This window comes from Sorangium sp. So ce1036 (genome assembly GCF_051369805.1).
GTDB lineage: Bacteria > Myxococcota_A > Polyangia > Polyangiales > Polyangiaceae > Sorangium > Sorangium cellulosum_F.
This window is the reverse complement of record NZ_JBBMOX010000001.1, coordinates 9,856,971-9,882,742: the sequence shown is the minus strand read 5'-3', so window position 1 is coordinate 9,882,742 and position 25,772 is coordinate 9,856,971. Positions and strand designations below refer to the sequence as shown.

21 protein-coding genes and 2 pseudogenes are annotated in these 25,772 nt (G+C 72.0%); 15 read left to right on the top strand and 8 right to left on the bottom strand.

Annotated elements, in window-relative coordinates; genetic code table 11:
* Positions 1-55: 55 nt before the first annotated feature.
* From WMF31_RS37175 to WMF31_RS37150, 6 genes and pseudogenes are all read left to right on the top strand, one after another.
* A pseudogene (locus WMF31_RS37175) lies at positions 56-253 on the top strand (polymorphic toxin type 10 domain-containing protein); the annotation flags it as partial.
* Positions 254-280: 27 nt separating this feature from the next.
* The gene (locus tag WMF31_RS37170) at positions 281-1,333 is read left to right on the top strand and encodes a polymorphic toxin-type HINT domain-containing protein (RefSeq protein ID WP_436606642.1); all 1,053 of its coding nucleotides are present in this window, start codon (positions 281-283) and stop codon (positions 1,331-1,333) included.
* Between the two features lie 18 nt (positions 1,334-1,351).
* Complete coding sequence (locus tag WMF31_RS37165; protein ID WP_436606489.1) at positions 1,352-1,798, top strand: DUF4265 domain-containing protein; 447 nt, start codon at positions 1,352-1,354, stop codon at positions 1,796-1,798.
* 2,203 nt (positions 1,799-4,001) lie between these two features.
* A complete protein-coding gene (locus tag WMF31_RS37160) occupies positions 4,002-5,741 on the top strand; it encodes a cytochrome-c peroxidase (protein ID WP_436606488.1) in 1,740 nt (579 codons plus the stop codon).
* A gap of 349 nt (positions 5,742-6,090) precedes the next feature.
* A pseudogene (locus WMF31_RS37155) lies at positions 6,091-6,390 on the top strand (hypothetical protein); the annotation flags it as partial.
* 302 nt (positions 6,391-6,692) lie between these two features.
* The gene (locus WMF31_RS37150; protein WP_436606487.1) at positions 6,693-7,382 is read left to right on the top strand and encodes a hypothetical protein; all 690 of its coding nucleotides are present in this window, start codon (positions 6,693-6,695) and stop codon (positions 7,380-7,382) included.
* Between the two features lie 26 nt (positions 7,383-7,408).
* Here WMF31_RS37150 and WMF31_RS37145 read toward each other — a convergent pair whose 3' ends face one another.
* Positions 7,409-8,338: an FHA domain-containing protein gene (locus WMF31_RS37145; RefSeq protein WP_436606486.1), complete on the bottom strand. Its 930-nt coding sequence runs from the start codon at positions 8,336-8,338 to the stop codon at positions 7,409-7,411.
* Between the two features lie 90 nt (positions 8,339-8,428).
* Here WMF31_RS37145 and WMF31_RS37140 point away from each other — a divergent pair, with 90 nt between their 5' ends.
* Positions 8,429-9,094 (top strand): metallophosphoesterase family protein, encoded by a 666-nt coding sequence (locus WMF31_RS37140; protein ID WP_436606485.1) that lies wholly within the window; start codon positions 8,429-8,431, stop codon positions 9,092-9,094.
* Between the two features lie 742 nt (positions 9,095-9,836).
* The gene (locus WMF31_RS37135) at positions 9,837-10,895 is read left to right on the top strand and encodes a protein-glutamine glutaminase family protein (protein WP_436606484.1); all 1,059 of its coding nucleotides are present in this window, start codon (positions 9,837-9,839) and stop codon (positions 10,893-10,895) included.
* Between the two features lie 111 nt (positions 10,896-11,006).
* Here WMF31_RS37135 and xylB read toward each other — a convergent pair whose 3' ends face one another.
* The 7 genes from xylB to WMF31_RS37100 form a co-directional block, all read right to left on the bottom strand.
* Entirely contained in the window at positions 11,007-12,563 is a 1,557-nt protein-coding gene (xylB, locus tag WMF31_RS37130) for a xylulokinase (RefSeq protein ID WP_436606483.1), read from the bottom strand.
* Between the two features lie 31 nt (positions 12,564-12,594).
* On the bottom strand, positions 12,595-13,605 hold the full coding sequence (locus tag WMF31_RS37125) for a zinc-dependent alcohol dehydrogenase family protein (protein ID WP_436606482.1): 1,011 nt from the start codon (positions 13,603-13,605) through the stop codon (positions 12,595-12,597).
* Between the two features lie 218 nt (positions 13,606-13,823).
* Positions 13,824-14,723, bottom strand: coding sequence for a hypothetical protein (locus tag WMF31_RS37120; RefSeq protein WP_436606481.1), 900 nt, complete (start codon positions 14,721-14,723; stop codon positions 13,824-13,826).
* 207 nt (positions 14,724-14,930) lie between these two features.
* Entirely contained in the window at positions 14,931-15,599 is a 669-nt protein-coding gene (locus tag WMF31_RS37115; protein ID WP_436606480.1) for an LON peptidase substrate-binding domain-containing protein, read from the bottom strand.
* Positions 15,600-15,675: 76 nt separating this feature from the next.
* Positions 15,676-16,362: an SDR family NAD(P)-dependent oxidoreductase gene (locus WMF31_RS37110; RefSeq protein WP_436606479.1), complete on the bottom strand. Its 687-nt coding sequence runs from the start codon at positions 16,360-16,362 to the stop codon at positions 15,676-15,678.
* Entirely contained in the window at positions 16,359-16,934 is a 576-nt protein-coding gene (gene folE / locus WMF31_RS37105) for a GTP cyclohydrolase I (RefSeq protein WP_436606478.1), read from the bottom strand. Before folE ends, WMF31_RS37110 begins: the two co-directional genes overlap by 4 nt.
* A 9-nt stretch (positions 16,935-16,943) precedes the next feature.
* Positions 16,944-17,393: a DUF2203 domain-containing protein gene (locus tag WMF31_RS37100; protein ID WP_436606477.1), complete on the bottom strand. Its 450-nt coding sequence runs from the start codon at positions 17,391-17,393 to the stop codon at positions 16,944-16,946.
* 289 nt (positions 17,394-17,682) lie between these two features.
* On the opposite strand from WMF31_RS37100, the gene WMF31_RS37095 reads away from it, so the two are divergent.
* The 7 genes from WMF31_RS37095 to WMF31_RS37065 all read left to right on the top strand — a co-directional run bounded on the left by WMF31_RS37095 (position 17,683) and on the right by WMF31_RS37065 (position 25,745).
* Positions 17,683-18,528, top strand: coding sequence for an ABC transporter permease (locus WMF31_RS37095; RefSeq protein WP_436606476.1), 846 nt, complete (start codon positions 17,683-17,685; stop codon positions 18,526-18,528).
* A 74-nt stretch (positions 18,529-18,602) separates the two neighbouring features.
* The gene (locus tag WMF31_RS37090; RefSeq protein ID WP_436606475.1) at positions 18,603-19,697 is read left to right on the top strand and encodes a polyamine ABC transporter substrate-binding protein; all 1,095 of its coding nucleotides are present in this window, start codon (positions 18,603-18,605) and stop codon (positions 19,695-19,697) included.
* A gap of 13 nt (positions 19,698-19,710) precedes the next feature.
* The gene (locus WMF31_RS37085; RefSeq protein WP_436606474.1) at positions 19,711-20,589 is read left to right on the top strand and encodes an ABC transporter permease; all 879 of its coding nucleotides are present in this window, start codon (positions 19,711-19,713) and stop codon (positions 20,587-20,589) included.
* A gap of 46 nt (positions 20,590-20,635) precedes the next feature.
* A complete protein-coding gene (locus WMF31_RS37080; protein ID WP_436606473.1) occupies positions 20,636-21,721 on the top strand; it encodes an ABC transporter ATP-binding protein in 1,086 nt (361 codons plus the stop codon).
* A gap of 133 nt (positions 21,722-21,854) precedes the next feature.
* On the top strand, positions 21,855-23,768 hold the full coding sequence (locus tag WMF31_RS37075; RefSeq protein WP_436606472.1) for a DUF2330 domain-containing protein: 1,914 nt from the start codon (positions 21,855-21,857) through the stop codon (positions 23,766-23,768).
* 113 nt (positions 23,769-23,881) lie between these two features.
* The gene (locus WMF31_RS37070; protein ID WP_436606471.1) at positions 23,882-24,466 is read left to right on the top strand and encodes a Uma2 family endonuclease; all 585 of its coding nucleotides are present in this window, start codon (positions 23,882-23,884) and stop codon (positions 24,464-24,466) included.
* Positions 24,467-24,500: 34 nt separating this feature from the next.
* Positions 24,501-25,745, top strand: a complete 1,245-nt coding sequence (locus tag WMF31_RS37065) for a molybdopterin molybdotransferase MoeA (protein ID WP_436606470.1) — start codon at positions 24,501-24,503, stop codon at positions 25,743-25,745.
* Positions 25,746-25,772 lie beyond the last annotated feature (27 nt).

Here is a 25,772-nt window from a genome sequence, read left to right as displayed (position 1 = left end):
GCTTGCCGCCGATCAACCTCAGCCTGTACCGTACACTGGGCTTAACCCGACGAATTACGTCGACCAGAACGGGATGTGGCTGGAGTCGGCATGGGACGCCTTCAGCCTGGCGACGGGCGTGGTGTCGCTGGTCGACAACGTCCAGCAGGGCAACTGGGGGAGCGCCGCGCTCGACGCCGGCGGTGTCGCGGTCGACGCGCTGGCGCTGGTCCTTCCCGTGGTGCCCGGCGGGGCGGGCACGGCGCTGAAGGCCGCCCGCGGCGTCGACAAGCTGAACGACATGCGCAAGGGCGTCGACCAGGGCGCGGACGCGGCCAAGGTCGTCGCCAGACACGGCGATGACGTCGCGGATGGCGGCCGGCTCATGGACGATGTCGCGGGTCTCGGCAAGCAGGCCGATCACTGCACCGGTGCGACGTGCGGTGCTCCGGGTGCATGTTTCGTGGCCGGGACGGAGGTGGCGACCTCGTCGGGGCTCGTGCCGATCGAGACGATCTCGGTCGGCGACCGGGTGCTGACCTCGGACGGCCGGAGCGATACGGTCGTCGACGAGAGCTGGCGGGTGGTCGAGCTCGAGATGCCGAGCCCGGCGGGGGTGCGCGAAGCCATCCAGATCCGGCTGCTCAGGCCGCCCTCGTGGCTCGCGGACAACGGGGTTGCCAGGGGGCGGACGGTCTGGCTCGCGTTCGAGGAGATCTCGCTGGCGGGCGACGCGCTCGTGACGCACATCGGACCGGCCCCGCGGATCGCGGATGTGCCTGGGCGGGTCGTGCTCAGCACGCTCAACCAGACGGCGAACGATGTCGTCCGCCTTCGGCTCGGCGGAGAGGAAGAGGTCGTCGAGGCGACGTCGTCGCACCGGTTCTATTCGGTCGATCGCAGCGACTGGGTGCGGGCGGACAACCTGGAGGCGGGCGAGTATGTCAGGACCGCCTCCGGGACGGTTGCGATCTCATGGGTGGAGGTGCTACCAGGTGCGCAGCGCGTCTTCAACCTGGAGGTCGAGTCTGAGCATGAGTACTTCGTCTCCGAGCTGCGTGTCCTCAGCCACAACACCAAGCCGTGCGGTGAGGAAGGTGTAAATGGTGATGCCGGAGCAAGGCCTGGAAAACCGTTTCGTCCGAGTGATAAACGAAAGATCCTGGAGGCGAACGCCAACAAGAATGGTGGCGTAACGAGATGTGAAAACTGTAGAGTAGAGACTGTGCCCGGGCAAAAGAGCCAGAAAGGCATTTCTCCTCCGAGGAACGAGACGCAAATTGACCATATCCAACCCAGATCAAAGGGGGGGTGGTACGCCAGACAATGGCCAAGTGCTCTGCAGAGGATGTAACCGGGAGAAGTGGGATAAATGAGCAGAGGAAGACTGGTATTCCCTTTGGAGCGAGACGAGGATGGATATCCTCCTGTTGATTATGAAAGGGTATGGGTCATCCTCATCGATGAGAATTCGGCGATTATCGACAATATCCCGTTCTTCTGTCGTGAGGTGGCACTCGGGGACACGGTGAGATATCGGACTGGAGATGGTAATGAGCTCTTTTGCGTCTCGACGCTCAAGCGCTCTGGAAACTCACTTATTCGTGTTCTTTACTACGAGGCCGATCCTTCCGATCTCCGAAGATCTCTTGAGCAGCTCGGTTGCGAGACGGAGCTTGATGTATCTCACAGTCTGATCGCTGTCAGCGTGCCGCCGGGGGACAAGCTTGAGAAGGTACAGAAGGTCTTGGCAGAGAAGGAGTCGCAGGGCGAACTTGGTTATGAGGAGGCACTCCTAATGAGTCTCCCGCCCCCATGACGTTGAGCGCCTGCTTCTTGCTACTTCCGTCTCGTTAGTGGCGATCCAGCCTGGATAAGGCTCCTGCGAAAGAAAAAGTGAGTCGACTGCTTCAAGTTTACTCGCGGAGTGAGCTTCTCGGGTGAGCCTTAGAATAATGTAACTGCTTGAAATCATAGGCGACAATGTCGGCGATACGCTCCGAGCGACGCGAAATCTAGGTTCCCTCTGTGCCAGCGGCGCGGGAATCGACGAATTGGCCGCATAAAATGAGGGGATCTGTCAGCGATTGCGTCGGTCGAATGGACGAGCCCGGGAGAAGGACGGGCGACGCGTTTCGTGCACCTCCTGACGAGGCGCATGCCGATGGAGAGCATTAGGTCGGTATTGGCTACAAGGAAATGGTGGGATTTGGGGCCGGTGTCTTCCGGAGCGCGGATGGATAAATGTCTAGTAATCATGTTTCGTTGGAGTGGTTGTGAGTGGTCTACCCTTCCCGATTGCCACATGGGGGATCGTGTCGAGTGCTGAGGACGGCTCTGTTCATTTCGATAGGATGCGCATTGACCGAGGTGTTCCAAGCGGATTCATTATAATCACAAGGGGGGGCCGCGGGAACGTTCGATGTTTGGGTTGAGACCAAAGCGGAGGTGGTGGAGTTTCTTCGGCCGATGACGATCCGCTGGGAGCAGTGAGCTAATTGTCTTGAGATTTGTGATCGCGGTCGCCGGAAGGCGCAGGGGCATCCCATCTTCAGCACGGATGCCGCCACCGTCCTGGTGGACACGCGGGCGGCGAGCCCCGAGTGCGACGAGGATCTCTTCACGAGGTGGGAGTACGACGTCCTCGGGCGCGTGACCAGGCTGACGACGCCTGCCGATCCGGAGGACGTCGGGAAAAGCTGCGTCGAGATCAACACGAGCTACGGCTTCGGGCCGGATCATGACGGAGTCCTGCGCTTCCGCACGACGGTCACGGCGCCCGACGACGCCATGACCGTCCAGCACCGCGACGTCATGGACCGCGTCGTCGAGGCGATCGAGCGCGCGAATCCAGCGGACGGGACGCCGATCCTCACCCAGTATCGCTACAACGCCGTGAGCGATCTGGTGGAGGTGGAGGACGCCGAGGGCAACGTCACGACGGCGACGTACGACACGCTCGGACGCATGGTGAGCCTGGACAGCCCAGACGCCGGGCTGATCGAGTGGGCGTACGATCGGGTCGGCAATCTGCGGGAGAAGCAGACCGCGAAGCTGCGGGAGCTCTCGCAGCGCATCACCTACGAGTACGACTTCAATCGCCTGCGGCAGGTGACCTGTCCGACGAGCACGGCGCGTGTCTACACCTACGGGGGTCCTGAGCTCGCGGGGACGAGAACGGACGAGGCGCGACGCGACGCTCGAAACGCTGCTCGACGGCATCGAGATCGCGCCCACGTCTCCGCTTCGGAGGCGGGCACCGCGCCGGTGGGCGCCGGGCCGCATGCCGACGGCCCCGGGCCGCATGCCGACGGCCCCGGGCCGCATGCCGACGGGTTCCGGGCCGCATGCCGACGGGTTCCGGGCCGCATGCCGATGGCCCCGGGCCGCATGCCGATGGCCCCGGGCCGCATGCCGATGGCTCCAGGCCGCATGCCGATGGCTCCAGGCCGCATGCCGACGTCTCCGGGCCCCAGCACGACGGCTGCCGCCCCAATGCCGGCAGCTCCGCGCGCCGCACCGTCGTCGCCCGCACACAGCCTCCCGTCGGCGCTCGCCGGCTCCACGGCCGCCCCCTCCGGGAGGCGCCGGTCCGCCTGCCAAGGCCCCCGGCGGGACGGCCCGGCGGGACGGCCCGGCCCGCCCCCTCCGCAGCGTGACCGGGCCGCCACACCAGGACAGCGCTGTCAGATCGCCTGCCGCCCGCCACGGATCCACGCAACGCAGGACCGCCTTCGCACCACGCCGGGAACCCCGAGAACGGCTCTTCTACCCCGGCCCCCGCCGGCCCCCGCCGGCCCCCGCCGGCCCCCGCCGCGCGCCGATCCGCCGGCGAGCTGGCCGTCGAAATCTCGACACGCCCCTGGAGCCGTTCTTGCTGAGCTCGCGCGCCGCAAACGGAGGAACTCATGCGTCAGTCCCAGTCTCGTTCTCCTGTCCTGGTCTCGCTCCTCTCGACGAGCGCTCTCGCAGCAGGCCTCTCAGCGGGCCTCTCGGCGTGCATAGGGAGCGATCCGATCCCGATGCCCGAGCCCGCGAGCGGCGCGGCCTCCGACCCCCGCATCACCGTGACCGCCGTGCCGCCTCCGGCCATCAGCGGCGGCACCCTCCTCATCGCCCGCGACGGACACACCGCGGTGGCGGCGGACCCCGACCGCGATCGCCTCTGGATCGTCGATCTCGACGGGGGCGAGCCGGTGGCCGTCCCGCTCGCGGCCGGGGACGAGCCCGGGCGCCTCGTCGAAGACGCGAGCGGCCGCGTGCACGTGGCGCTCCGGCGCGGCGGCGCGCTCGTCACCGTCGATCTCGCGACGCGGGCGATCGTCGCGCGCAGGGACGTCTGCCGCGCGCCGCGCGGGGTCGCCCACGACGCGGCGAGCGACGCGATCCACGTCGCCTGCGCGGGCGGCGAGCTCGTGACGCTCCCGGCGTCCGGCGGCCCCGCCGTCCGGAAGCTCCGCCCCGCCCCCGACCTGCGCGACGTCGTGGTCGACGGCGACCGGCTCCTCGTCAGCCGCTTCCGGTCCGCCGAGACGCTCGTCCTGGGCCCCGACGGCGCGGTGCTCGCGCGCCGCGCGCTCCCCACCTTCCACGAGCGCAGGGCCGGCTCGGCGACCTTCGCGCCGTCCGTCGCCTGGCGCATGGTGAAGCTCCCGGGCAGCGGCGCCGCCGTGGTGCACCAGCGCGCGATGGCGTCGCAGGTCGCCCTCAGCCCCGCCGGGTATTACACGGGCTCCGGGTGCGACGGGAACATCGTGCACGGCGCCATCAGCACGCTCGACCCGGCGGACGCGCCGGCGGACGCGCCGGCGGACGCGCCGGACGAGCAGGCCGCCTCGGCGATCCCGGCCGCCGCGATCGCCGACGCCTCGCTGCCGGTCGATCTCGCGGTCTCGCCCGACGGCGCGCGCTTCGCCGTGGTGGCCGCCGGCAGCAACGTCGTCGTGAGCACGAGCGCCGACGACCTCGCGCGCGGCGCCGCGGAGCGCAGCTGCGATCTCGAGGCCGACCGGCAGACGCTGAGCGGCCAGCCGATCGCGGCGGCGTTCGACGGCCGCGGCGACCTCGTCGTGCAGCTCCGCGAGCCGGCGGCCCTGGAGGTGGTCGGCCGCGGCGTCATCGCGCTCCCGGGCGAGAGCGTGAGGGACACCGGGCACGACATGTTCCACCTCCCGCCGAACCGCATGAGCGCCGCCGCGTGCGCGTCGTGCCACCCCGAGGGGCACGAGGACGGGCACACGTGGAGCTTCGATGCCGTCGGCCTCCGGCGGACCCAGACCGTGGGCGGCGGCGTCCTGAAGACGGCGCCCCTCCACTGGAGCGGCGACCAGCAGGATCTCGATCACCTGATGGGCGAGGTGTTCGTCTCCCGCATGGGCGGCTCGCGGCCGAGCGCGCGGCGGATCGACCTGATGGAGCGCTTCCTCGACAGCCTGCCCGCCTTCCCGACGTCGCCGCCCGACGACGAGCCCGCCGTGGCGCGCGGCGCGGCGCTCTTCCACGACCCGAAGGTGGGCTGCGCGGACTGCCACGGCGGCCCGATGCTGACCAACAACCGGAACGAGGACGTCGGCACCGGCGAGGCGCTGCAGGTGCCGTCGCTCCTCGGCGTGGCCGGGCGCGCCCCGTTCATGCACGACGGCTGCGCGGCGACGCTGCGCGACCGCTTCGATCCGGCCTGCGGGGGCGACCGGCACGGCGACGTCTCCGGCCTGACCTCCGCCCAGCTCGACGACCTCACCGCCTACCTCGAGTCGCTCTGAGGGCTCGCCCCGCGGCGGGCTCCCCGGCGGCGCTCGCGCCGGATCGGCCGGCGCGCAGCGCCCCACCATCGACCGAGGCGTTCCTCCTCACCCGGGGCGAACCCGGGGCCGATTGCCACGAGCACGCGCCGGCGCCTCGCCGTCGGCGCGGCGGCAGATCCGCAAGAGATGGGAAATCCGGGCTCGCTCGAGGCGACGGCACCGCCTTTGCCCTGCTGGGCACGGCGAGTGCCGCACGGCTGCGGATCGGCGCCGCGGGGCACGCCCTGTCGCTCCCACGACGGGGCGCGTCGTGGCCTCGATCCCGGAGCGAAGACGGACGGCGGAACAGGCTCGCGAGGAGGGCTCCATGCCGAGAGGCGACAAATCCAGCTACACATCCAAGCAGAAGCGGCAGGCCGAGCACATCGAGGAGGGGTACGAGAAGCGCGGGGTGCCGGAAGGCGAGGCGGAGCGGCGGGCCTGGGCGACCGTGAACAAGATGACCGGCGGAGGAAAGAAGTCGGGGTCGGGGCGGGGCAAGGCCGTGGACAAGGAGCCGGCGCGGGAGGGCGGCCGCAAGGGAGGCGCCGCGTCCAGGGGGCGGCCGGCCAGCGCGCGGAGCGCGGCGGCGAAGAAGGCGGCGGCGACCCGCAAGCGGAACGCCGCGGCGAGCGCCGAGCGGCGGCGGGCGGCGGCCAAGCGGGCGCCGAGCGCGTCGCCACGGCGCGCCGCGGCGAAGAAGGCGACGGCGAGCGCCGCGAGGAAGGCGCCGCCGCGGCGCGCCGCGCAGGGCCCCGGCGCCCGCAAGCGCCGCGCGACGGGCGGCCGCCCCCGCGCCAACCAGGGCGCGTCGCGCCGCGGCGGGGCGGGGGCCGCGCGCTCGAAGACCACCAGGCGCAGGGCGACGGGCGCGCGGCGCGCCGGCGGCGGGTCGTGACGCCGGCGCGGGGAGGGGAGAGGGGGACGATCATGCGGGAAACACAGCGGAACGGGGCGGGGCACGGCGACGACGGCCTGGAGAGGGACGAGAGCGCACCCCGTGGAGAGAGCCAGGCGGGACGCGCTTTTCTGGCGAGCCTCGTCCGCGAGCTGTTCCAGACCGAGCGCTCGGCGAAGACCCACCCGCTGGTCGAGGCGGAGCGCCTCGGCGATGTGCCGCCGGCGCACGCGATGCGGGCGATTTCCGCGCACGCGACCGCCGTGCTCGCGGAGCTGCCCTCGCTCATGCGGGTGCGCGGGCTGCCCGTCAGCGCGGGCGGCAGCGCGGTGGGCGAGGCCTTCTCGGCGCTGCGCGATCACCTCGCCGATCACGTGCTGAACAAGGAGAAGTCCTACCGGGGCACGCTGCTCGGGGTGCGCCACGGCGTCGATCTCGTGGAGCTGATCCAGTACGTCGCGACGGTGGAAGGCGACGCGCTGCTCGCGGCGTGGTGCGCGCGCTGGCTCTCGACGCGGAGGCCCCTCGTGGAGGCGGCCGCCGACGAGCTCGCGTGGCTCGCGGCACGGCCGGCGCTCGCCACCCAGCCGGCGGAGGAGGGGCCTCTGGCCCACCTCCTCCAGCGCCTCCTCCACGGCATGGAGCGCGCCGCGGAGGGGCTCCGCCGGCTCGCCTCGCGCGCCGAGGCGCGGACCGCGAAGGGCGACGGCGCGGCGCGTTGAGGAGCGCGCCGGCCGCCGCTCCCGCGTCAGGACCGGATCACCTCGATCGCCTCGGTGCCGAGCCGGAGCTGCCGTGTCGTCGTCCGGCGCTCGATGACCGCGCCGGCGTCGACCACGCCCGCGCGCGCGAGCTGCCGGCGCGCGCGGAACACGTTGACGTTGAGGTGGTGGAGATCGACCCGGAGCCTCGCGAGCAGCTCATCGACGAAGCGCCACCCCTGCTCGGCCGCGGGCAGCCCCAGGTCCCGGTCGCCGAGCCGCGCGCGCGCCAGGAGGAGGAGCAGCTCGTGGTGGGCCCGCTCCGTGAGCTGCGTGACCCTCGCCCCCTGCACCAGCGACAGCGCGATGTGCTCCTCGTCCTGGCTCACCTCGAAGCGCAGGACGGTCACGCCGAGGAACTTCGGGGTCGTCGCGTTCGAGGCCGTCGTCGGCAGGGCGCCGTCGGCCGTGCGCGGCGGCACGCGCAGCACCCAGACGCCGCCGGCCTCGACGCGCTCCTGATCCACCGCCGGGCGCGTGATGCCGTCGATCTCGACCTGCCAGCGCCCGTGCCGGTCCTCGAAGAGCGTCACGCGCGGATCGGCCGCGTCCGGGAGCGCGAGCAGGCCCTGCTCGGCCTCGCGCACCTCGCCGCTCTGCTCGGCGCGCGCGCTCGCGACCGGCGGGCCCGCCTCCTCCAGGACCCAGCGCTCCGCGTCGCCGCCGAACACGAGCTCGGTCCCCGCGTCCACCGGGACCCGCTCGGCGAACGCGAGCCGCCGCCCCCTGACGTGCGTGCCGTTCGTGCTGCCGAGATCGCGAACGCACCAGCGCGCCCCGTCCCAGGACAGCACGGCGTGCTCGCCCGAGGCGCAGCGATCCCGGAGGCGCACGGCGCAGTCGCTCACGCGCCCGACGCGAGCGCGCGCCGGCAAGGTCACGCGAAGGCCGTGGGCCTCATGCTTCAAGACCGCCATGGGGGGAGCGTAAGATGGTGCTCGCGACCACATCAACGGCGTCGAGGGGCCCCCCGGGATCACCGCGCCGCGCCGGGGGTATGATCGCGCATGCGCACCCTCGTGCACCTGTCGGATCTGCACTTCGGCCGCGTCAACCAGGCCATCGTCCGGCCGTTGCTCGAGAGGAGCTGGGCGATCGGGCCCCACCTGGTCGTGATTTCGGGCGACCTGACCCAGCGGGCGCGCGCCGCCGAGTTCCGCGAGGCCCGCGCCTTCCTCGACGCCTTGCCGGCGCCCAGGATCGTGGTGCCCGGTAATCACGATGTCCCGCTGTACAACGTGCTGGATCGGTTCTTCCGTCCGCTGGACCGGTACCGGGAGCACATCACGGAAGATCTCTCACCGTTCCATGTCGACGGGGAGATCGCGGTCCTCGGCATCAACACCGCGCGGTCGCTCACGATCAAGGGCGGGCGCATCAACCGGCGCCAGATCGAGGGGATCCAGGAGCGGATGTGCGGCCTCGGGCCCGAGATCACGAAGATCGTCGTGACCCATCACCCGTTCGACCTGCCCGAGGGGTCGCCGCACGCGGTCGTCGGGCGCGCGCGGCAGGCGATGGCGGCGATCGCGGCCTGCGGCGTGGACATCATCCTGTCGGGCCACCTGCACCTCAGCCACACCGGGCACTCCGCCGAGCGCTTCGAGGTCGGCGGCCGCTCCTCGCTGAGGAAGAGGGGCTGCTCCGGCGCACGCCGATCATCGGGGAGCTGATCATCGAGGCCGAGCGACGAGGAGAGCAGCGGGGGGAGCGACGAGGAGAGGAGCGGGGGAAGCAAGAGGCGATCGCGGAGCTGCTCGGTCGCCTCTTCGCGCGGCGGATCGGGCGACGACCTACGGCCGAAGAAGAGCGCTCGATCGTCGAGCGAGCCCGCGTGATGGGTCCGGGCGAGGTCGAGGATGCCTTGCTCGATCTCGAGGGCGAGGCGCTGGCTCGCTGGCTCGCGGAGCCGATTCGCTCATCGTGAGCTCCCGCAGGAGGATGGACACCGTGGCCACCACGCAGCTCGGGATCCGCGCCATGACGCCGACGCGCTTGATCCTCGGCCCGGGCCCGACGCCCCGGTAGCCCGCGACCTTCCGACGCGTCGAGCCGTCCGGATCATGTCGGGATCACGAGGACCTCGATGGAAGGCTCGGCCTGGATCCCTTCGACGTTACGCCACCTGCTGCATCGGCCGCTGCGCCGCCTGGAGATCCCGGGTCGCTGCTGCGCGGCGGAGATCGAGCAGATTCCTCCCGGACCCGCGCGACGCGTGGTCACGCGCAGCAGGAAAACGACGCGGTCGGGCGCGGTTCGCGTGAAGGGCGACCGAGGTTGCCTGCATTCACCCAGGTAACGCCCGGTCCCCCACGGGAGCCAGGCTCTCGTGGCGGTTCGTATCGCGCACGCAGGGAGAGTGAATCGATGAGACCGTCGTATCTTGCTTTGACGAAATGGTTCTGTGTCGCGGCAATGGCCCTCGCCCCCTCGGCCTGCGGCGGCGACGGCGGCCCCGGCGCCGCGCCGGAGCTCGACCTCGAGCGCTCGGACGTGACGGCGCCGCTCCTGGGAGGCGACGGGAGCGGGAGCTGCCCGCTGCTCGACGGTCCGCACTCGTACAACGAGCTCAAGGGCTCGCTCGAGGACCTGCCGGTCGACTGCGTGCCGAGCTGGACCGCGGCGCAGCTGAGCGACGGGTTCGAGGCGATCCGCGACACGCGGTTCGAGGAGCTCACCTTGCCGGCTCAACCCGACTTCCCGCGGCGGATCCCGTGGCTCGATCCCGAGAACGGCTGCGAGGAGCGCGCCCCGGCGGCCACCTACTTCCTTCACCAGTGGGGCTACCCGACGCCCTGGTACGCCAGGGTGAAGGGGGATTTGACCCTGGAGACCGAGAACGAGCCGTACGGCTCGGTGTCGTGGAGCCACCACGTCGCGCCCGTGGTCCGGGTCGACGGGCAGCTCATGATCCTCGACCCCGCCATCGAGCCGGGTGGGCCCCTCCCGATCGCGGCGTGGCTCTCCCGGTTCGTCGCCGGCGAGGTCGACATGACGGTGTGCCGCGACCACGCGCTCGGAGACGGGTGCTTCGAGGCCGCGCCCGTGGCGCCGTCGCTTCCCAGCATGGCGTCCGATTATCAAGGGATACGCATGAGGCTGGTCTCCGAGTGGCGACTCCAGGAGCTGCTCGGGCGCGATCCGTACCGCTCCCTCGGCGACTGCCCGCCCTGGGTCACCACCTGCCCCCCCGAGCCCGCGCCCGATCCGAGCCTCCCGCCGACCGTCCGGCGGTTCGCGTCGGACCGGACCGACATGCCCGTCTGGTTTCCCATCTACGTCATCGGCGACAACTTCGTCCCAGGCTTGACGACCGTGCGCATCGCCGGGAACGGCGTCGACGAGCTGGCCCCCATCTCCAAGATCGAAAAACGCGTCATCCTGATCGAGGAGTTCTATCCGCCCGGCGTCTACCAGGTGACGGTGTCGAACGGAGCGCACGCCAGCCCGCCCGTGTCCCTGACGATCGAGTGAAGCCGGAGCCGCGGCGCCGCGCGGGCCGGACCGTGGAGCGGACGGGCCAGGGCGTGGCGCCCGGATGGAGGAGGGGGCTGAGCAGGAGTCACCGAGCTCGGCGAGCGGCCGTCACGCCAGCTTGCCGAGCTCCCGGAACCGCGACCGCAGGTCGCTGTAGAGCCCCTGGTACACCGCGTGGATGTCCCGGTACCGCGCGGCGCGCGCCGGATCGGGCGCGATGCGCGAGACCACGTGGACGAACGCGTCCGCCGCCTCCTCGACCGACGAGAACAGCCCCGCGCCCGCCGCGCCGAGGAGCGCCGCGCCGTACGCCGGCCCCTCGGTCGAGGTCGTGATCGCCACCTGCGCCTCGAAGACGTCGGCCATCAGCTGCCGCCAGAACGGGCTCCGCGCCCCGCCGCCGGTCAGGCGGATCTCGTCGATCACCACCGGGGCGGCGCCGTTCGGCTGACCCACGCCGCGCATCAGCGAGAGCGAGTCCGCGAGCCCGAACGTGATGCCCTCGAGCACCGCGCGCGAGACGTCGGCCTTCGTCGTCCGGGCGCTCAGGCCCACGAACGCGCCGCGCGCGGCCGCGTCGTTGTGCGGCGTGCGCTCGCCCATGAGGTACGGCAGGAACACGACGCCGCCGGCGCCCGGCTTCGCCGTCGACGCCGTGTCCGTGATGATCTCGTAAGGATCCACCTTGCGCAGCTCCGCGCCCACGCGCTCGCCGTCACAGAGCACGTCGCGGTACCAGCGGAGCGCGCCGCCGGCCGCGAGCATCACCCCCATCAGGTAAAAGCGGCCCGGCACCGCGTGGCAGAAGCTGTGCAGCCGCATCTCCGGCTCGACGATCCAGCGGTCCGTGTGCGCGAGGATCACGCCGCTCGTGCCGACCGACGCCATCGCCCGGCCGCCCCGGACCACGCCGAGCCCCACCGCGCCCGCCGCGTTGTCCGCGGCGCCCCGCACCACGAGCGTGCCCTCGGGCAGGCCCGTCGCCGCCGCGACCTCGGCCGTGAGCCGGCCGAGCGGCGCGTTCGAGGCCGCGGACCCCGGGAAGATCGCGCGCGGGACGCCCACCGCGTCGAGCAGCTCGGCGCTGAAGGCGCGATCGCCCGGCGAGAACGCGAGCGTGCCGCTCGCGTCGCTGTCGTCGGTGCCGAGCTCGCCCGTCAGCCGCATGCCGACGAAATCCTTCGGCATCAGCACCGTCCGGACGCGCGCGAACGTCTCGGGCTCGTGCGCCCGGAGCCAGAGCAGCTTCGGGAGCGTGAACCCCTCGAGGGCGCGGTTGCCGACCAGCCGCGCGAGGCCGGCGTCGCCGACCTTCGCGTTCGCGCGGATCGCCTCGCACTCCGCCGTGGTCCGCGTGTCGCACCACAGGATCGCGGGCCGGATCACGGCGCGCGCCTCGTCCAGGAGGACCGCCGAGTGCATCTGCCCGGTCAGCCCGATCGCCTTCACGTCCCCCCGGCGCGGGCCGAGGGCGTGGGCGAGCTCGCCGAGCGCGCTCAGCGCCGCCGCGGCGAAATCCTCCGGGTCCTGCTCGGCCCACCCGGGGTGCGGGGTGGAGAGCGGGTACTCGCGGTGCGCGGACGCGACCGCCGCGCCCCGCTCCGCCTCAACTGCGATGGCCTTGAGGCCACTGGTTCCGACGTCGATTCCGATCACGATGGCCATGGCCATCGTCCATATTCCGAAACGACGGCGGCTAGAAGACCACCTGGAGCTTCATCGGCGCCGTCCCCTTCTTCATCATCTCCAGCCCGCGCGGCAGCTCCTCGACCGGTATGGCCTCGGAGAGGAGCTTCTTCACGTCGACCGCGCCGCGCTCCATCAGCCGGAAGGCGCGGTCGTACGTCCTCCGGATCGCGAAGCTGCCGATGATCTCGAGATCCCGCCGGTAGATCTCGAACGGCGAGACCTCCACCTTGTCGTGCGGCCCGCAGACGCCGAAGACGAGGTACCGGCCGCCGTTCTTCACGTACTGGATCGCGTCGCCGAAGACCCGGGCGACGCCCGTCGCGTCGATCACGACGTCGAAGCCGTAAGGCGCGATCTTCCTGAGCTTCTCGGGGAGCGCGTTGTCGGCGACCACCGTGAAGGCCGCGCCGTGCTCGCGGGCGAGATCGAGCTTCGCCTCGACCAGGTCGACCACGGTGACGGCGGCGGCGCCGTTGGCGCGGCTCGCCTGGAGGTGGAGCTGGCCGATCGGGCCGGCGCCGAGGACGAGCACCTCCGAGCCGATGTCGATGCGCGCGCGATCCTGGCCGAACACGACGCACGCGAGCGGCTCGCAGAACGCCGCCTCGCCGAACGAGACGCGCTCGAAGCGATAGCAGTTCTTCGCGGGCACGCGGACGAGCTCGCCGAAGCCGCCGTCGCGCGTCACGCCGACCGCGTTCCACTTCAAGCAGTGGTTCTGCCGGTTGATCCTGCAGAAGTGGCACTCGTCGCAGGTCAGCGTCGGGTCGACCATCACCCGGTCGCCCGGCCGGAGCCCCTCGACCTCGCGGCCCACCAGCGCCACCTCGCCGGCGAGCTCGTGCCCGGGGATGAGCGGGAACGTCGGGAAGAAGTCGCCCTCCCAGATGTGCACGTCCGTCCCGCAGATGCCGCACGCCCTCGCGCGCACGAGGACGTCGCGCGGGCCGATCGCCGGCGGGGGCACGTTGTTGCGGATGACGATCTTCTTCACGGCCTCGAGCACGGCTGCCTTCACGCGACACCTCCCCGATGAGCTCCGCATAAGCGGGCCACGCCCGGGCGTCGAGGCCCAGAGGGCGCCGCCGCGCGCGCGATCGCGCGCGATCGCGCGTGACGGACCGGCGAGGGGCGCGCGGCCCGGGGCCTGCTACGACCCGGGACGGACAGCGCAGGAGATCGCGATTTCGAGGACGTCTTGGGCGGGGAGATCGTGCGCCGGGACAGCGCAGGACGTCACGACTTCGAGGTCGTCTTGGGCGGGGAGATCGTGCGCCAGAGGAAGGTGTACACGTCCATCAGGTCGCGCGGCGCGAGGCCGCGCTCGCGCAGCCGGCGCTCGAGCTCGCGCGCGAGCGACTGCATCCGGGCGTAGCCCTCGGCGCTCGGCGCGCGGTCGTAGGCGAGGTCGAAGCCGAGCACGGCGGCCTGCTTCTCGAAGAACGACGGCTTCACGAAGACGTGCTCCTCCGGATAGACGAGCGCGCTCAGGATCGTCGCGAGCGGCCACGTGACGACCTTGGCCGCGGCGAGCGCGCCGGCCAGCCGGTCGAAGCGGGCGGCGTGGTCGCCCGCGCCGTAGAGGAGATCCACGACCGCCTCGGCGTAGGCGCGGTGGTGCTCGGCCGGCATCTTGTTGAACGGGATGAGATCGCCGAGCGGGTGCAGGAGGCCGGTCGCCGCCTTGTGGACCTTGTGGATGCGCTCCATGAAACCGGCGAGGTTGCCCGCCGCGAGCAGCCCCTCGAGCTCCTCCTTGCCGAGGAGGGCGCGCGCGGTGTCGATGGCCGCCTGCTTGTACGCCTTGCTCTTCTTCTTCGGGCTGTCCGCCGGCTCGGCCGCGGCGGCGCCGCGCTCCTCGGCGATGAACTGCAGGCCCCCGAACCCGCCCTCGAACTGCGCCTCGAAGCTCGCGAGCTGCTCGTCGAAGCTCGTGACGGGCGGCGCGGCCACGCGGGCGCGCTTCTTGGCGGCGGCGGACGGGCGATCGCGCAGGCCGCGGATCCGCGCCTCGAGCGCGGTCGCCTCGTCGTCCGCGAGGTCTACCGGCACCAGCTTCGACCAGAAGGCCTTCGCGATGGAGTGATTGAGGCCGTCCTCGAAATCGTAGAAGCGCTTCTCATCGCGCTCCTCCACGAGGTATCCGAGTCCCCACTGGGGACACCCCGGGTGCTTGACGATGACCGGGGCCGAAGGTTCCGTTGAACGAGTGGTCGCCATAGGCGGCGCAGCCTACCCGATCCTGGCGCGACCGCACCCCGGTCCGGCGCCGCCCGGCGGCGCCGCGTCTGCTCCCGCGTTCAGGTGGACCGCGCGGACAGGCCCTTCCGCGGTCGGCGGACGTCAGTTCACGTCGCGGTGCTGCGCGGACGCGAGCGAGAGCTGCTGGAGCGCGAGCGCCTCGGTCACGCGGCGCACCCGCGCGCCGACGTCGAGCGTCTCCAGCACGGCCTGCCGCTCCCGCGCGTCGAGGATCAGGTGGTGGGCGCAGAGGTCCGCGACGAGCGAGGCGGCGGCGTCGCGCGGCAGGCGGAGCTCGAAGGCGCTGTCCCGCTCGCGGACGAGCGCCGTGAACGAGGCGGCCGTGGAGACGAGCGCCGCGTGGTCCTGCGCCGAGACCTCGCCGGGCTCGTCCTCGAGCACCGTCGCCGCGGCCGTGCGGTAGGGCGGCACGAACGGGCGCTCGGCCAGGCGGACGCGGGCGCGGCCGCGCAGCAGGATGTTGTAGCGGCCCCCCGGCAGCTCGGCGTGATCGATGATCTCGCCGGCGCCGGCGACCTCGGCGATGGCCGGGTGGCCGTGCGCGTCGACCGCGCGGGGGTCCGTGATGAGGACGACCGAGAGGAGGCGGTGCGTCTCGAGGGCGTCGCGCACGAGGGCCCGGTAGCGCGGCTCGAAGACGTGGAGCGGCAGCAGGGCGCCGGGGAACAGCACCGTCTGCGGCAGCGGGAACAGCGGGAGCTCGGGCAGCGCCGCGGCGAGATCGCCCGGGCGCGGAGGCGTCGTGTCCACGGGCCGAAGGCTAGCACGCAGCGGGCGCGAAGCGCCCCGGCCGCGCCGGGCGCGCGTCGGGCTCGGCCGCGCGCCGTCAGCCGAACATCTCGAGCGCCGCGCCGGTCACGGCGTCGGGGGCGTCGAGCGCGGCGTACACGATGAGCCGCGCCACGTCGTCCGCGCTCATCTGCGGGGGGAAGCCGCTGCCGACGAGCATGTCGGTGTCGACCGAGCCGGGGAGGACGGCGATCGACTGGAGCCCGGTCCCGCGCAGCTCCTCGGCGAGGCTCTTGGAGAGGCCGACGAGGCCCCATTTCGAGGCGGCGTAGGAGGCGTTGCCGGGCGACGCGATGGTCGAGGAGATGCTGCCCACGTGGACGAGCCTGCCGCGCTTCTCGGCCAGCATGGTCGGGAGGAAGGCGCGCGAGACGAGGAACGGGCCGCGGAGGTTCACGGCGATCACCTCGTCCCAGGCCGCGGGCGAGGTCTCGTGGACCCGCGTGCCGCGGCGGACGATGCCGGCGTTGTTGACGACGACGCGGGGCGCGCCGAGCCACGCGACGACCTCGGCGGCGGCGCGCGCGACCTGCTCCTCGGAGGCGACGTCGCAGGGGACGGGCAGCGCGGACACGTCGAGGCGGCGGACCTCGTCGGCGGCCTCGTCGAGGCGCGGCCCCGGGCGGCCGAGCAGCGCGACGGACAGGCCGCGGCGCGCGAGCGCGAGCGCGGTCGCGCGGCCGATCCCGCGGCTCGGTCCGGTGACGACCGCGACGCCCGTCACGGCCTGCCCCCGGAGAGCGCCGCGAGGGCGAGGTCGCGCTCGGGGCCCGGCTCGGCGAACACCCCGGCGACCGCGACCGTCTCGATGAGCGCGCCCGCCTTGCGCTCGCCGCGCGCGATGAGGCACGTGTGGGTCAGGGCGAGCTTGCACAGCGCGCCGCGGGCGCCGAGCTCGCTCACGAGCAGCTCGACGAGCTGCCCGCCGATGCGCTCCTGCAGCGTGAGCCGCCGGGCGAGCGCGTCGAGGACGTGGGCGAGCGTGCCGATGCCGGCGACGCGCTCGCCCGGCAGGTAGGCGATGATCCCGGTGCCGTGGCCGGGCAGGAGGTGGTGGGGGCACATCGTGGTCACGGCGAGGTCGCGGGCGACGACGAGCCCGCGATCGAAGGGGCCCGCGGCCATGGCGCCCTCGCGGAGCACCGCGGCCGCGTCGATCGCCTCGCCCTCGATGAGGTCGTCGGCCCACGCGTCGGCGACCCGCTCGCCGGTCCCCGCGAGGTCCCCGTCGATGTCGCGCCCGAGGGCGCGGAGGAAGTCTTCGATGGCCTGGGCCGCTCTTCGCCGATCGATCACGGGGCCTCGTCAGTTGAGCAGCTGCCGGCGCTTGGCCGCGGTGAGGGGCTTGCGGGCCGCGTAGCCGGCCTCGAGCGCGTGGTAGTGCTCGACGGCCGGCTCGCCGTAGCGCCAGCAGAGCCAGACGAGCGCGCCGTCGACGCGGCCGTAGAAGTCGCAGAGCCCGAGCCGCTGGTCCTTCACGACCACGCCGAGCTCCTCGACGTCCCGCCACCCGGACTCGTACGCGACGATCTTCTCCGAGAGCTCGCGCTCGCACGCCCGGGCCTCCGCGCCGCCGCTGCGCGCCAGCGCGATGAGCTCATCCGGGGTCACCGCGGGGCGCCCCACGATCTTGACGAGCCGCTGCCAGCAGCGCTCGATATCGCCCGCCAGGGCGAGCTGGCGGCCGACGAGGGTGGAGAGGCTCGGCACGAGCGCGTTCGCCTCTTCGATCGTCCAGATGCGGGGAGTGCTCACGGGACCTCCCCTGAGGAGCGGCGCGACGGCCCGGTCATGCAGGGCCGGTAAGCGGAGGAGAGAGCGGTGTCAAGGGCTTCTCCGGAATGGGCGGCCGCGCGCGCGCCCGCTGGCCCGGCGGGCGCGTCGACCGCCAGCGTGCCCAGCGTGGAGGACAGCGAGCGTCGTCACCTTCACCTCCGTGATGTCCGCCTCCGGCGCCTCGCCACACAACCCCTCCATGTGTTGCAACCGCCGTTCCGCCAGCGATAAGCTCGCGCGGCGACCTCGAGGGTCGCGAGGCCGCCGCATGCGACTCCGGACGTTGTCGGGCATCAAGCTGTCGAATCTGCTCCTTGGCGGCTGGAGCGGGCTCGTGCTCCTGTACCTCTATCTGCCGATCCTGCTCCTCGTCGCCTACTCGTTCAACGACTCCAGGATGAGCGTGGTGTGGGAGGGCTTCACCTTCCAGTGGTACCGGCAGCTCTACGCCGAGCTCGCCGCGCACCTCGGCGACGAGCGCCGGTCGCCGCTCATCGAGTCGCTGAGCAACAGCGTGATCATCGCCTCGATCACCACGGCGCTCTCGGTGGCCCTCGGCACGGCGGGCGCCTGGCTGCTCCACCGCTACAGGTTCCCGGCGCTCCGGTCGCTCACGACGTTGATCTTCATTCCCATGATCATCCCCGAGATCATCATGGGGATCAGCCTGCTCATCTTCTTCAAGACCGTCGAGGTGGAGCTCGGCTTCACGACGGTCATCATCTCGCATGTCACGTTCTGCTTCCCGTTCGTGCTCATCGCCGTCCAGGCGCGCCTCGCCGGGCTCGACCCCGCGCTCGAGGAGGCCGCGATGGACCTCGGGGCGACGCCGCTCAAGGCGTTCTTCCTCGTCATGGTGCCTTATCTTCTGCCCGCCATCGTCGCCGGTGCGCTGATGTCGTTCACGCTGTCGATGGACGAGCTCATCGTCACCTATTTCACGACCGGGCCCAGATCCCAGACGCTGCCGATCAAGGTGTTCGGCATGGCGAAGCTCGGCCTGAACCCGACGCTGAACACGATCTCGACGGTGTTCATCGTCACGACCGCGATGCTCGTCGTGGTCGCCGAGTCGCTGAAGGGGACGGCGCGGCGGCTCCCCGGCGGCGGGTGAGGGCGCGCGCCGAGCGCGATCGACCGGGCCCGCGCCGCCCTCGGCGCGGGCGAGATCACGACAAGGAGAGGCCAATGAAACGCATCTCAGCGCTCCTGATCCTGCTGTGCATTCCCGTCATGGTCCTCCTCGGCTGCGGGAAGAAGGAGAGCCCGGCGCCCGCGGGGGCCGCCCGGGGCGACGGCGCCGCGGCGCCCGGCCCGAAGGCCGGCGGCGAGCTCGACCTCTTCGCGTGGTCCGAGTACGTCCCGCAGGAGGTCCTCGACGCCTTCACGAAGGAGACCGGGATCAAGGTCAATTACGAGACCTACGCCTCGAACGAGGAGATGATGTCGAAGCTCCTGGCGGGGGGCGCCCGGTACGATCTCATCCAGCCCTCGGAGTACGCGGTCGAGGCGCTCATCAAGAAGAACAAGCTCCTCCCGCTCGACCACGCGCGCCTCCCGAACCTCAAGAACATCGCGCCCGAGTTCAGGGGCCAGGCGCACGACCCGGAGCTCAAGTACACGGTCCCCTACATGGGCACGACGGTCGGCATCGTGGTCAACACCGAGCGGGTGAAGGAGCCGGTGAGGGGCTACAAGGACGTGTTTCAGCCGAAGCACAAGGGGCGCATCGTGGTCCTGAACGACGCCCGCGAGCTCGTCGCCTGGGCGCTGGCCACGCAGGGCCTGAAGCCCGACGACGTGACGCCGGAGAACCTCGCGAAGATCAAGCCGATCCTGGCGGGGTGGATCAAGCTCGTGAAGGTGTTCGACTCCGACAGCCCGAAGACGGCGCTCCTCAACGGCGACGTCGATCTCGGCATCGTCTGGAGCGGCGAGGCGGCCCTGCTCCATCAGGCGGACAAGGAGAAGTTCAAGTTCGTCCTGCCGGCCGAGGGGACGCACAGGTCGATCGACAGCCTCGCGATCCCGGCGGGGGCGGAGAACAAGGTCGGCGCGGAGATGTTCATGAACTACATTCTCCGTCCGGAGGTGAGCAAGCTGATCTCGGACAAGTTCCCGTACACGAACCCGAACGCGGAGGCGCGGAAGCTGCTCACGCCGGAGCAGCTCGCGAACCCGGCGAGCTACCCGCCGCTCGAGGGGATGACGACGTTCCACGACATCGGGAAGGCGGCGGCGGACGTGGACGAGCTGGTGACGGATCTCAAGGCGTCGCAGTGAGCGGCGCGGCGTCATGAACACGGCCACCGGGCAGATCGTCGAGCTACGGGGAGCGCGGCGGAGGCCGGGCCTGTTCGGGTGGCTGCTCCTCGCGCCGCTGCTCGTCTGGCTCCTCGCCTTCGTCGTGGCGCCCACGGGGATCATGCTCGTCTACAGCTTCTGCCAGCGGGACGAGCTCGGGCAGGTGGTCTTCGAGCCGTCGCTCGAGAGCTACGCGCGGGTCTTCGACGCGACCTACCTCCGGATCCTGCTCAACTCGATGCGGTACGCGGCCGTCACCACGGCGATCTGCCTCGTCGTGGGCTATCCGGTGGCGTACTTCATCGGGCGAGCGCGGGAGGGGGTCCGGAACAAGCTGCTCATGCTGGTGATGGTGCCGTTCTGGACCAGCTTCCTCATCCGGACTTACGCGTGGATCTCCATCCTGAAGTCGGAGGGGCTGCTCAACGCGCTGCTCCAGCTCCTCGGGGTGATCTCGGCGCCGCTCGACATCCTGTACACGCCGACGGCGGTGATCATCGGCCTGGTCTACTCCTATCTCCCCTTCATGATCCTGCCCATCTACGGCAGCGTCGAGAAGCTCGACAATGCCCTCGTCGAGGCGGCCTTCGGTCTCGGCGCGGGGCCCGTGGCGGCGTTCTCCCACGTCATCGTCCCGCTCACCTGGCCGGGGATCCTCGCGGGCGTGCTCCTCGTGTTCATCCCCGCGATCGGGATGTTCGCGATCCCGGACCTCCTCGGCGGGGCGAGCACCCCGATGGTCGGCAACGTCATCCAGAACCAGTTCCTCGGGGCGAGGAACTGGCCGTTCGGCTCGGCGCTCGGGACGACGCTCCTCTTGATGTTCGCGGCGATCTTCCTCCTGGGGATGCGCAGGGAGCCGGAGCGATGACGATGGCCCCTCCCGCCCCGGCCGCCCGCTGCCATCCCCTCTCCCGATGGACGCCATGATCGAGCTCCGCTCCGTCACCAAGCGATTCGACGACTTCCTCGCCGTGAACGAGATCGACCTCTCGATCAGGGCGGGCGAGTTCATCACCCTCCTCGGCCCCTCCGGCTGCGGCAAGACGACCCTCCTCCGGATGATCTCGGGCTTCGAGACGCCGACGAGCGGCGCCGTCCTGCTCGACGGAAAAGACGTCACGCGCTCCCCTCCCTACCGCCGGGACGTGAACCAGGTCTTCCAGAGCTACGCGCTCTTCCCCCACATGACGGTGAGGGAGAACATCAACTTCGGCCTGCGGATGAAGAAGGTGCCCAGGGCGGAGGCGGCCGAGCGGGTCCGCGCCGCGGTCGCGATGGTCTCGCTCGAGGGCCTGGAGGACCGCAAGCCGGCGCAGCTCTCCGGCGGGCAGCGGCAGCGGGTGGCGCTCGCGCGGGCGATCGTCTGCCGCCCGAAGGTGCTGCTCCTCGATGAGCCCCTCTCGGCGCTCGACGCGAAGCTCCGGCACGCCATGCAGGTCGAGCTCAAGGCGCTCCAGAAGAAGCTCGGGATCACGTTCGTGTTCGTGACCCACGACCAGGAAGAGGCGCTCACCATGAGCGACCGGATCGCGGTGATCCACGAGGGCCGGATCGAGCAGCTCGGCGACGCGACGCAGATCTATCACCGCCCGAGGACGACGTTCGTCGCGAACTTCATCGGTCAGGCCAACATCCTGCGGGCGGCCGTCGTCTCCCGGAGCGGCGAGCGCGCGCAGGTCCGGCTCGACGGGGGAATCGAGCTCCTCGTCAACGCCGAGCACCTCGCGCCCGGCGCCGAGAGCGCCCTGGTCTCCATCCGGCCCGAGAAGATCTCGCTCCGCAAGGAGCGGCAAAGCGCGTTCGAGAACTGCTTCGAGGCGCACGTCGAGGACGAGCTGTTCCGGGGCGCGACCGACCAGCTCCGGCTCCGGACCGACTCCGGGCTCGCGCTCACCGCCATCGTCGCCAACGAGAGCTCCGGCCACGCCGCGCTCCACGCCGGAGATAGGGTCTTCTGCCACCTCCACCCGGACGACATCGCGATCCTGCACGAGGATTGATCCATCGCTCCCCGGCGCCCGCTGTGGCGCCGGTGCGTCGTGAACTGCAGTTCTCATCCGGCCGCGGGAGCGTGGAAGTCGGCCGCCTGCGCGGCGTACGATGGAAGGCATGCCGCTTGCCGATTGGCCTCGCATGCCCAGACGGTCGCTTGCGCTTGCGTTTCCTGCGGTCCTCCTCGGCCTCTCCGGCGACGCCCTCGCCGCGGGGGCGCTGCTGTCCGGCGCGGGACAGGCGCCGGTCGAGCAACGCGTCGCGGTCGCGGCGGGGCCGGCGCGCACGACGCTCTGGACGAGCCTGCGAATCCAGGGGGCGAGCGGGCCCGTGGCGCTCGTCGTGCCCGTGCCGCCGCGCGCCGCGCTCGACGTGAGCTCGGACGCGTGGTTCGAGGCGCTCGAGGCGGCGACCGCCCCGCACGTGCTCCCTCCCGAGGGCGTCGGCCCGTACTGCCCCGGGGAGGAGGGGGCGCCGGGCCTGCCGATCCATGTGGTCGGGCAGCTCGAGCACGAGGCGACCCTCGAGCCGAGCGAGGTGACGGTGCTCGCGGACGCGGACGCGGTGGCGCGCTGGGCGGCGTCGGCCGGGCTGGCGCTCTCCGCCGAGGCGGCCGCGCAGCTCGGCGCGCTGGAGGGGGTGCGGTTCGCCGCGGCCCGCTTCGAGGCGCCCGGCGGGCCGTCCATCACGAGGACGCTGCGCCTCGTGATGGACGGCAGCGAGCCGGCCCTGCCGCTGTCGCTGACCCGCGCGGGCGAGGGCGACGTGCTCGTGACCGCGTGGCTCCTCGGCGACGGCCGGGGCGCGCTCGCGGGCGCGGCGCCCGTGACGCTGTCGTCGGCCTCCGTGACCTGGAATGCGCGCGCGGGCGAGAGCGATTACGAGGCGCAGCGCGCCGACGCCCTGGCCCAGGCGGGGCTCCGTGGGGCGCTGATCGAGGGCGCGAGCCGCGAGGCGCTGAGCCGCAGCATCGCCCTCGGCAGCGACCGCGTGGACAGCGTGGTCGCGGCCTATTTCGCGCGCGCGAGCGCGTACGGCGACGCCGCCGAGGCGCCGGGGGCGTGCGCCGCCGTGGCCGCGTCCGCGCTGGCGTCGAGCCTCGCGGTCGCGGCGAGCTGCCCGCGCGCCGCGCTCGGCGTGATCGACGGCGCGCCGGACTGCGCGGAGTCGCCCGGGCGGGACGAGACCGATCCCGAGCTCTTGCGCTGCGGTCCGGTCGCCGACGATCTGGCGGTCGCGCTCTCCGGGCTCACGCCGTCGTCGACCTGGCTCACCCGCGCGTCCCTCTGGATCGCGGCCGGGCACGCGGGCGCGGACTGGCCCCTGACGTTCGGGCCCGGCGCGTCCGTCGGGCCGGTCATGAGGGCCGGCAGCCTCCGCCTGGACGAGTGCTCGAGCGAGACCGGCGCCGGCGGCGTGGGCGGAGGGGTCGGCGGGGGAGGGGACGGCGCCGGCGGGCTCGATGGGAGCAGCGGGCCGGGCAGCGACTGGCCGCTCACGACCGGCGGCTCATGGGGCGGGGACATGCCGGTCCATCACGACGACGGCGGCGACGCGCCGGACGAGGACATGGGGTGCGGCTGCTCCGGCACCCCCGGCGCGGTGGTCGTGGAGGACACCGAAGAGGACGCCTACGAGGAGGAGTACGCCGAGGACGACGGCTGCAGCGGGGACACGAGCGAGCCGGAGTACGAGGACGAGTACGAAGACGACGGCTGCAGCGGGGACACGAGCGAGCCGGAGTACGAGGACGAGTACGAAGACGACGGCTGCAGCGGGGACACGAGCGAGCCGGAGTACGAGGACGAGTACGAAGACGACGGCTGCAGCGGGGACACGAGCGAGCCGGAGTACGAGGACGAGTACGAGGACGACGGCTGCAGCGGCGACAGCGACGACTCGGCCGAGGCGGAGGACTGCTCGATCGCGGGCCAGCGGCACGCGGGCGCCCGGAAGAAGCGGGGGCCGAAGCTGTCGGTCATGGCGCTCGGGGTGTTCGCGCTGATCGCGCCGATCCGGCGCGCGAGCCGGCCGCGCCGGATCGGCAGGCGGTAGCGCGAGGCGCTCCGGCGCCCGGTGCCCGGCGCCCGGCGTCCGGCGTCCGGCGGCGGGCGCGCGTTGCACCGGAGGCGCGTCAACCGTGGCATACTCCCGCAAGAGGCCATGACGTGAACGCGCCTGCCCGCAAGCTCACCTTCACCTACGCGGATTACCTCGCGCAGGAACGAGCGAGCTCGACCAAGCACGAGTTCCTCCACGGCGAGATCTTCGCCATGGCCGGCGGCACGCCGGAGCACGCGCGGCTCGCGGCGCAGGTCATCGCCGAGCTCGCGGCGCAGCTACGCCGGCGGCCGTGCGCGGTGTTCTCGTCCGACCTCCGCGTGCGCGTGCTCGCGACGGGGCTCGCGACCTATCCCGACGTGGCGGTCGTCTGCGGGCGCCTCTCGCGCGATCCCGAGGACGACGACGCGGTGGTCAACCCGGTCGTGCTGGTCGAGGTGCTGTCGGACTCCACGGAGGCGTACGATCGGGGCGAGAAGTTCGCGCATTACCGGCGTATCCCCTCGTTGAAGGAGTACGTCCTCGTCTCGCAGCAGCACCGGAGGATCGAGGTCTTCCGGCGCAACGAGGACAGCACGTGGACGCTGCACGAGGCCGGGCCGGGCGCGAGCGCGAGGCTCACCTCGGTCGGTTGCGAGCTCGCCGTGAACGACGTCTACGACGGCGCGCTCGAGACCTCGGCGGCGGGCTGAGCGCTCTCTCGGGGATCATGGTCCTGGAGCCCTGATGCACGACGTCCGGATGCGGGGATTTCGCGAGCGCACCGCGGTCGCGCGGGCGCTCGAGCTCCTGGAGCGGCGGATCCAGCGGCTCGGCGACGAGCCGGCGCCGATCGCGCGCGCGGCCGGGCGCGTCGCGGCCGAGCACGTGGCCGCGCGGGTGAGCGTGCCGCACTTCGCCCGCGCGGCGATGGATGGCTACGCGCTGTCCGGCGAGGCCACGCTGGGCGCGACGGCCGGCGCGCCGGTCGAGCTCGCGCTGGTGGGCGCGTCGTTCCCCGGGCGCCCCCACGGCGGCGCGATCCGCCCGGGCGAGGCCGTGAGGATCACGACGGGCGCGCCGGTGCCCGACGGGGCGGACGCGGTGCTCATGGCGGAGCACGCCGAGGAGGTCGCGGGGCGCGACGGGGGCGCCGCCGTGCGGGTGCGGCAGCCCGTGCCGCCGGGCAAGCACGTCGCGGCGATCGGCGAGGACGTGATGGCGGGCGCGGTGGTGGTGCCGGCCGGGCGCCGCCTGCGGCCGCAGGACGTCGGCGTGCTCGCCTCGACCGGCGTCGCCGAGGTGCGCGTGGTGCGGCGGCCGTCGGTGCGGATCCTCATCACGGGGGACGAGCTCCTGCCGCCGGGGAGCATGCCGAGCGGGGCCTCCATCGTCGACTCGAACAGCCTGGTGCTCTCGGCGCTCGCGCGCCGCGACGGCGCCGGGGACGCCTCGGTCGAGTACGTCCCCGACCGCCGGGAAGCGGTGAGGGGCGCGCTCGCGGCGGCCGGCGGGGACGTGGTGCTGGTCTCGGGCGGGTCGTCGGTGGGGCCGGAGGACCACGCGCCGCTCGTCCTTGCGGAGCTCGGCGAGGTGGCGGTCCACGGGGTCGCGATGCGCCCCGCGAAGCCCGCCGGGTTCGGCTTCCTGGCCGACGGGCGGCCGGTGTTCCTGCTGCCGGGAAACCCGGTGTCGTGCCTCTGCGCCTACGAGTTCTTCGCCGGCCCCTCCATCCGCGCGCTGGGCGGCCTGCCGCGCGCGTGGCCGCACCGGCGGAGGCGGTGCGTGGTGGCGAGCAAGATCGTCTCCGAGCGCGGGCGCGTGGACTACGTGCGGGTGCGCGTCGACGGAGATCGGGTGTTTCCGATCGCGACGGGCGGCGCATCCATCCTGTCGTCGACGACGCGCGCCGACGGCGCGGTGATCGTGCAGGGCGACGAGGAGGCGGTCGTGGAGGGGGACGAGGTCGAGGTGCTGCTCTACGACGCGTGAGGCGAGCGCCCAGCCTGGCAGGCGCCC

Excerpts from the sequence above, each read along its gene's own strand:
- WMF31_RS37075 (WP_436606472.1), top strand. The coding sequence starts at position 21,855 with ATGCCCAGACGGTCGCTTGCGCTTGCGTTTCCTGCGGTCCTCCTCGGC.
- WMF31_RS37160 (WP_436606488.1), top strand. The coding sequence starts at position 4,002 with ATGCCCGAGCCCGCGAGCGGCGCGGCCTCCGACCCCCGCATCACCGTG.
- WMF31_RS37165 (WP_436606489.1), top strand. The coding sequence starts at position 1,352 with ATGAGCAGAGGAAGACTGGTATTCCCTTTGGAGCGAGACGAGGATGGA.
- xylB (WP_436606483.1), bottom strand. The coding sequence starts at position 12,563 with ATGGCCATCGTGATCGGAATCGACGTCGGAACCAGTGGCCTCAAGGCC.
- WMF31_RS37140 (WP_436606485.1), top strand. The coding sequence starts at position 8,429 with ATGCGCACCCTCGTGCACCTGTCGGATCTGCACTTCGGCCGCGTCAAC.
- WMF31_RS37080 (WP_436606473.1), top strand. The coding sequence starts at position 20,636 with ATGGACGCCATGATCGAGCTCCGCTCCGTCACCAAGCGATTCGACGAC.
- WMF31_RS37145 (WP_436606486.1), bottom strand. The coding sequence starts at position 8,338 with ATGGCGGTCTTGAAGCATGAGGCCCACGGCCTTCGCGTGACCTTGCCG.
- WMF31_RS37095 (WP_436606476.1), top strand. The coding sequence starts at position 17,683 with ATGCGACTCCGGACGTTGTCGGGCATCAAGCTGTCGAATCTGCTCCTT.
- WMF31_RS37085 (WP_436606474.1), top strand. The coding sequence starts at position 19,711 with ATGAACACGGCCACCGGGCAGATCGTCGAGCTACGGGGAGCGCGGCGG.
- WMF31_RS37090 (WP_436606475.1), top strand. The coding sequence starts at position 18,603 with ATGAAACGCATCTCAGCGCTCCTGATCCTGCTGTGCATTCCCGTCATG.
- WMF31_RS37170 (WP_436606642.1), top strand. The coding sequence starts at position 281 with ATGCGCAAGGGCGTCGACCAGGGCGCGGACGCGGCCAAGGTCGTCGCC.
- WMF31_RS37135 (WP_436606484.1), top strand. The coding sequence starts at position 9,837 with ATGGCCCTCGCCCCCTCGGCCTGCGGCGGCGACGGCGGCCCCGGCGCC.
- WMF31_RS37150 (WP_436606487.1), top strand. The coding sequence starts at position 6,693 with ATGCGGGAAACACAGCGGAACGGGGCGGGGCACGGCGACGACGGCCTG.
- WMF31_RS37065 (WP_436606470.1), top strand. The coding sequence starts at position 24,501 with ATGCACGACGTCCGGATGCGGGGATTTCGCGAGCGCACCGCGGTCGCG.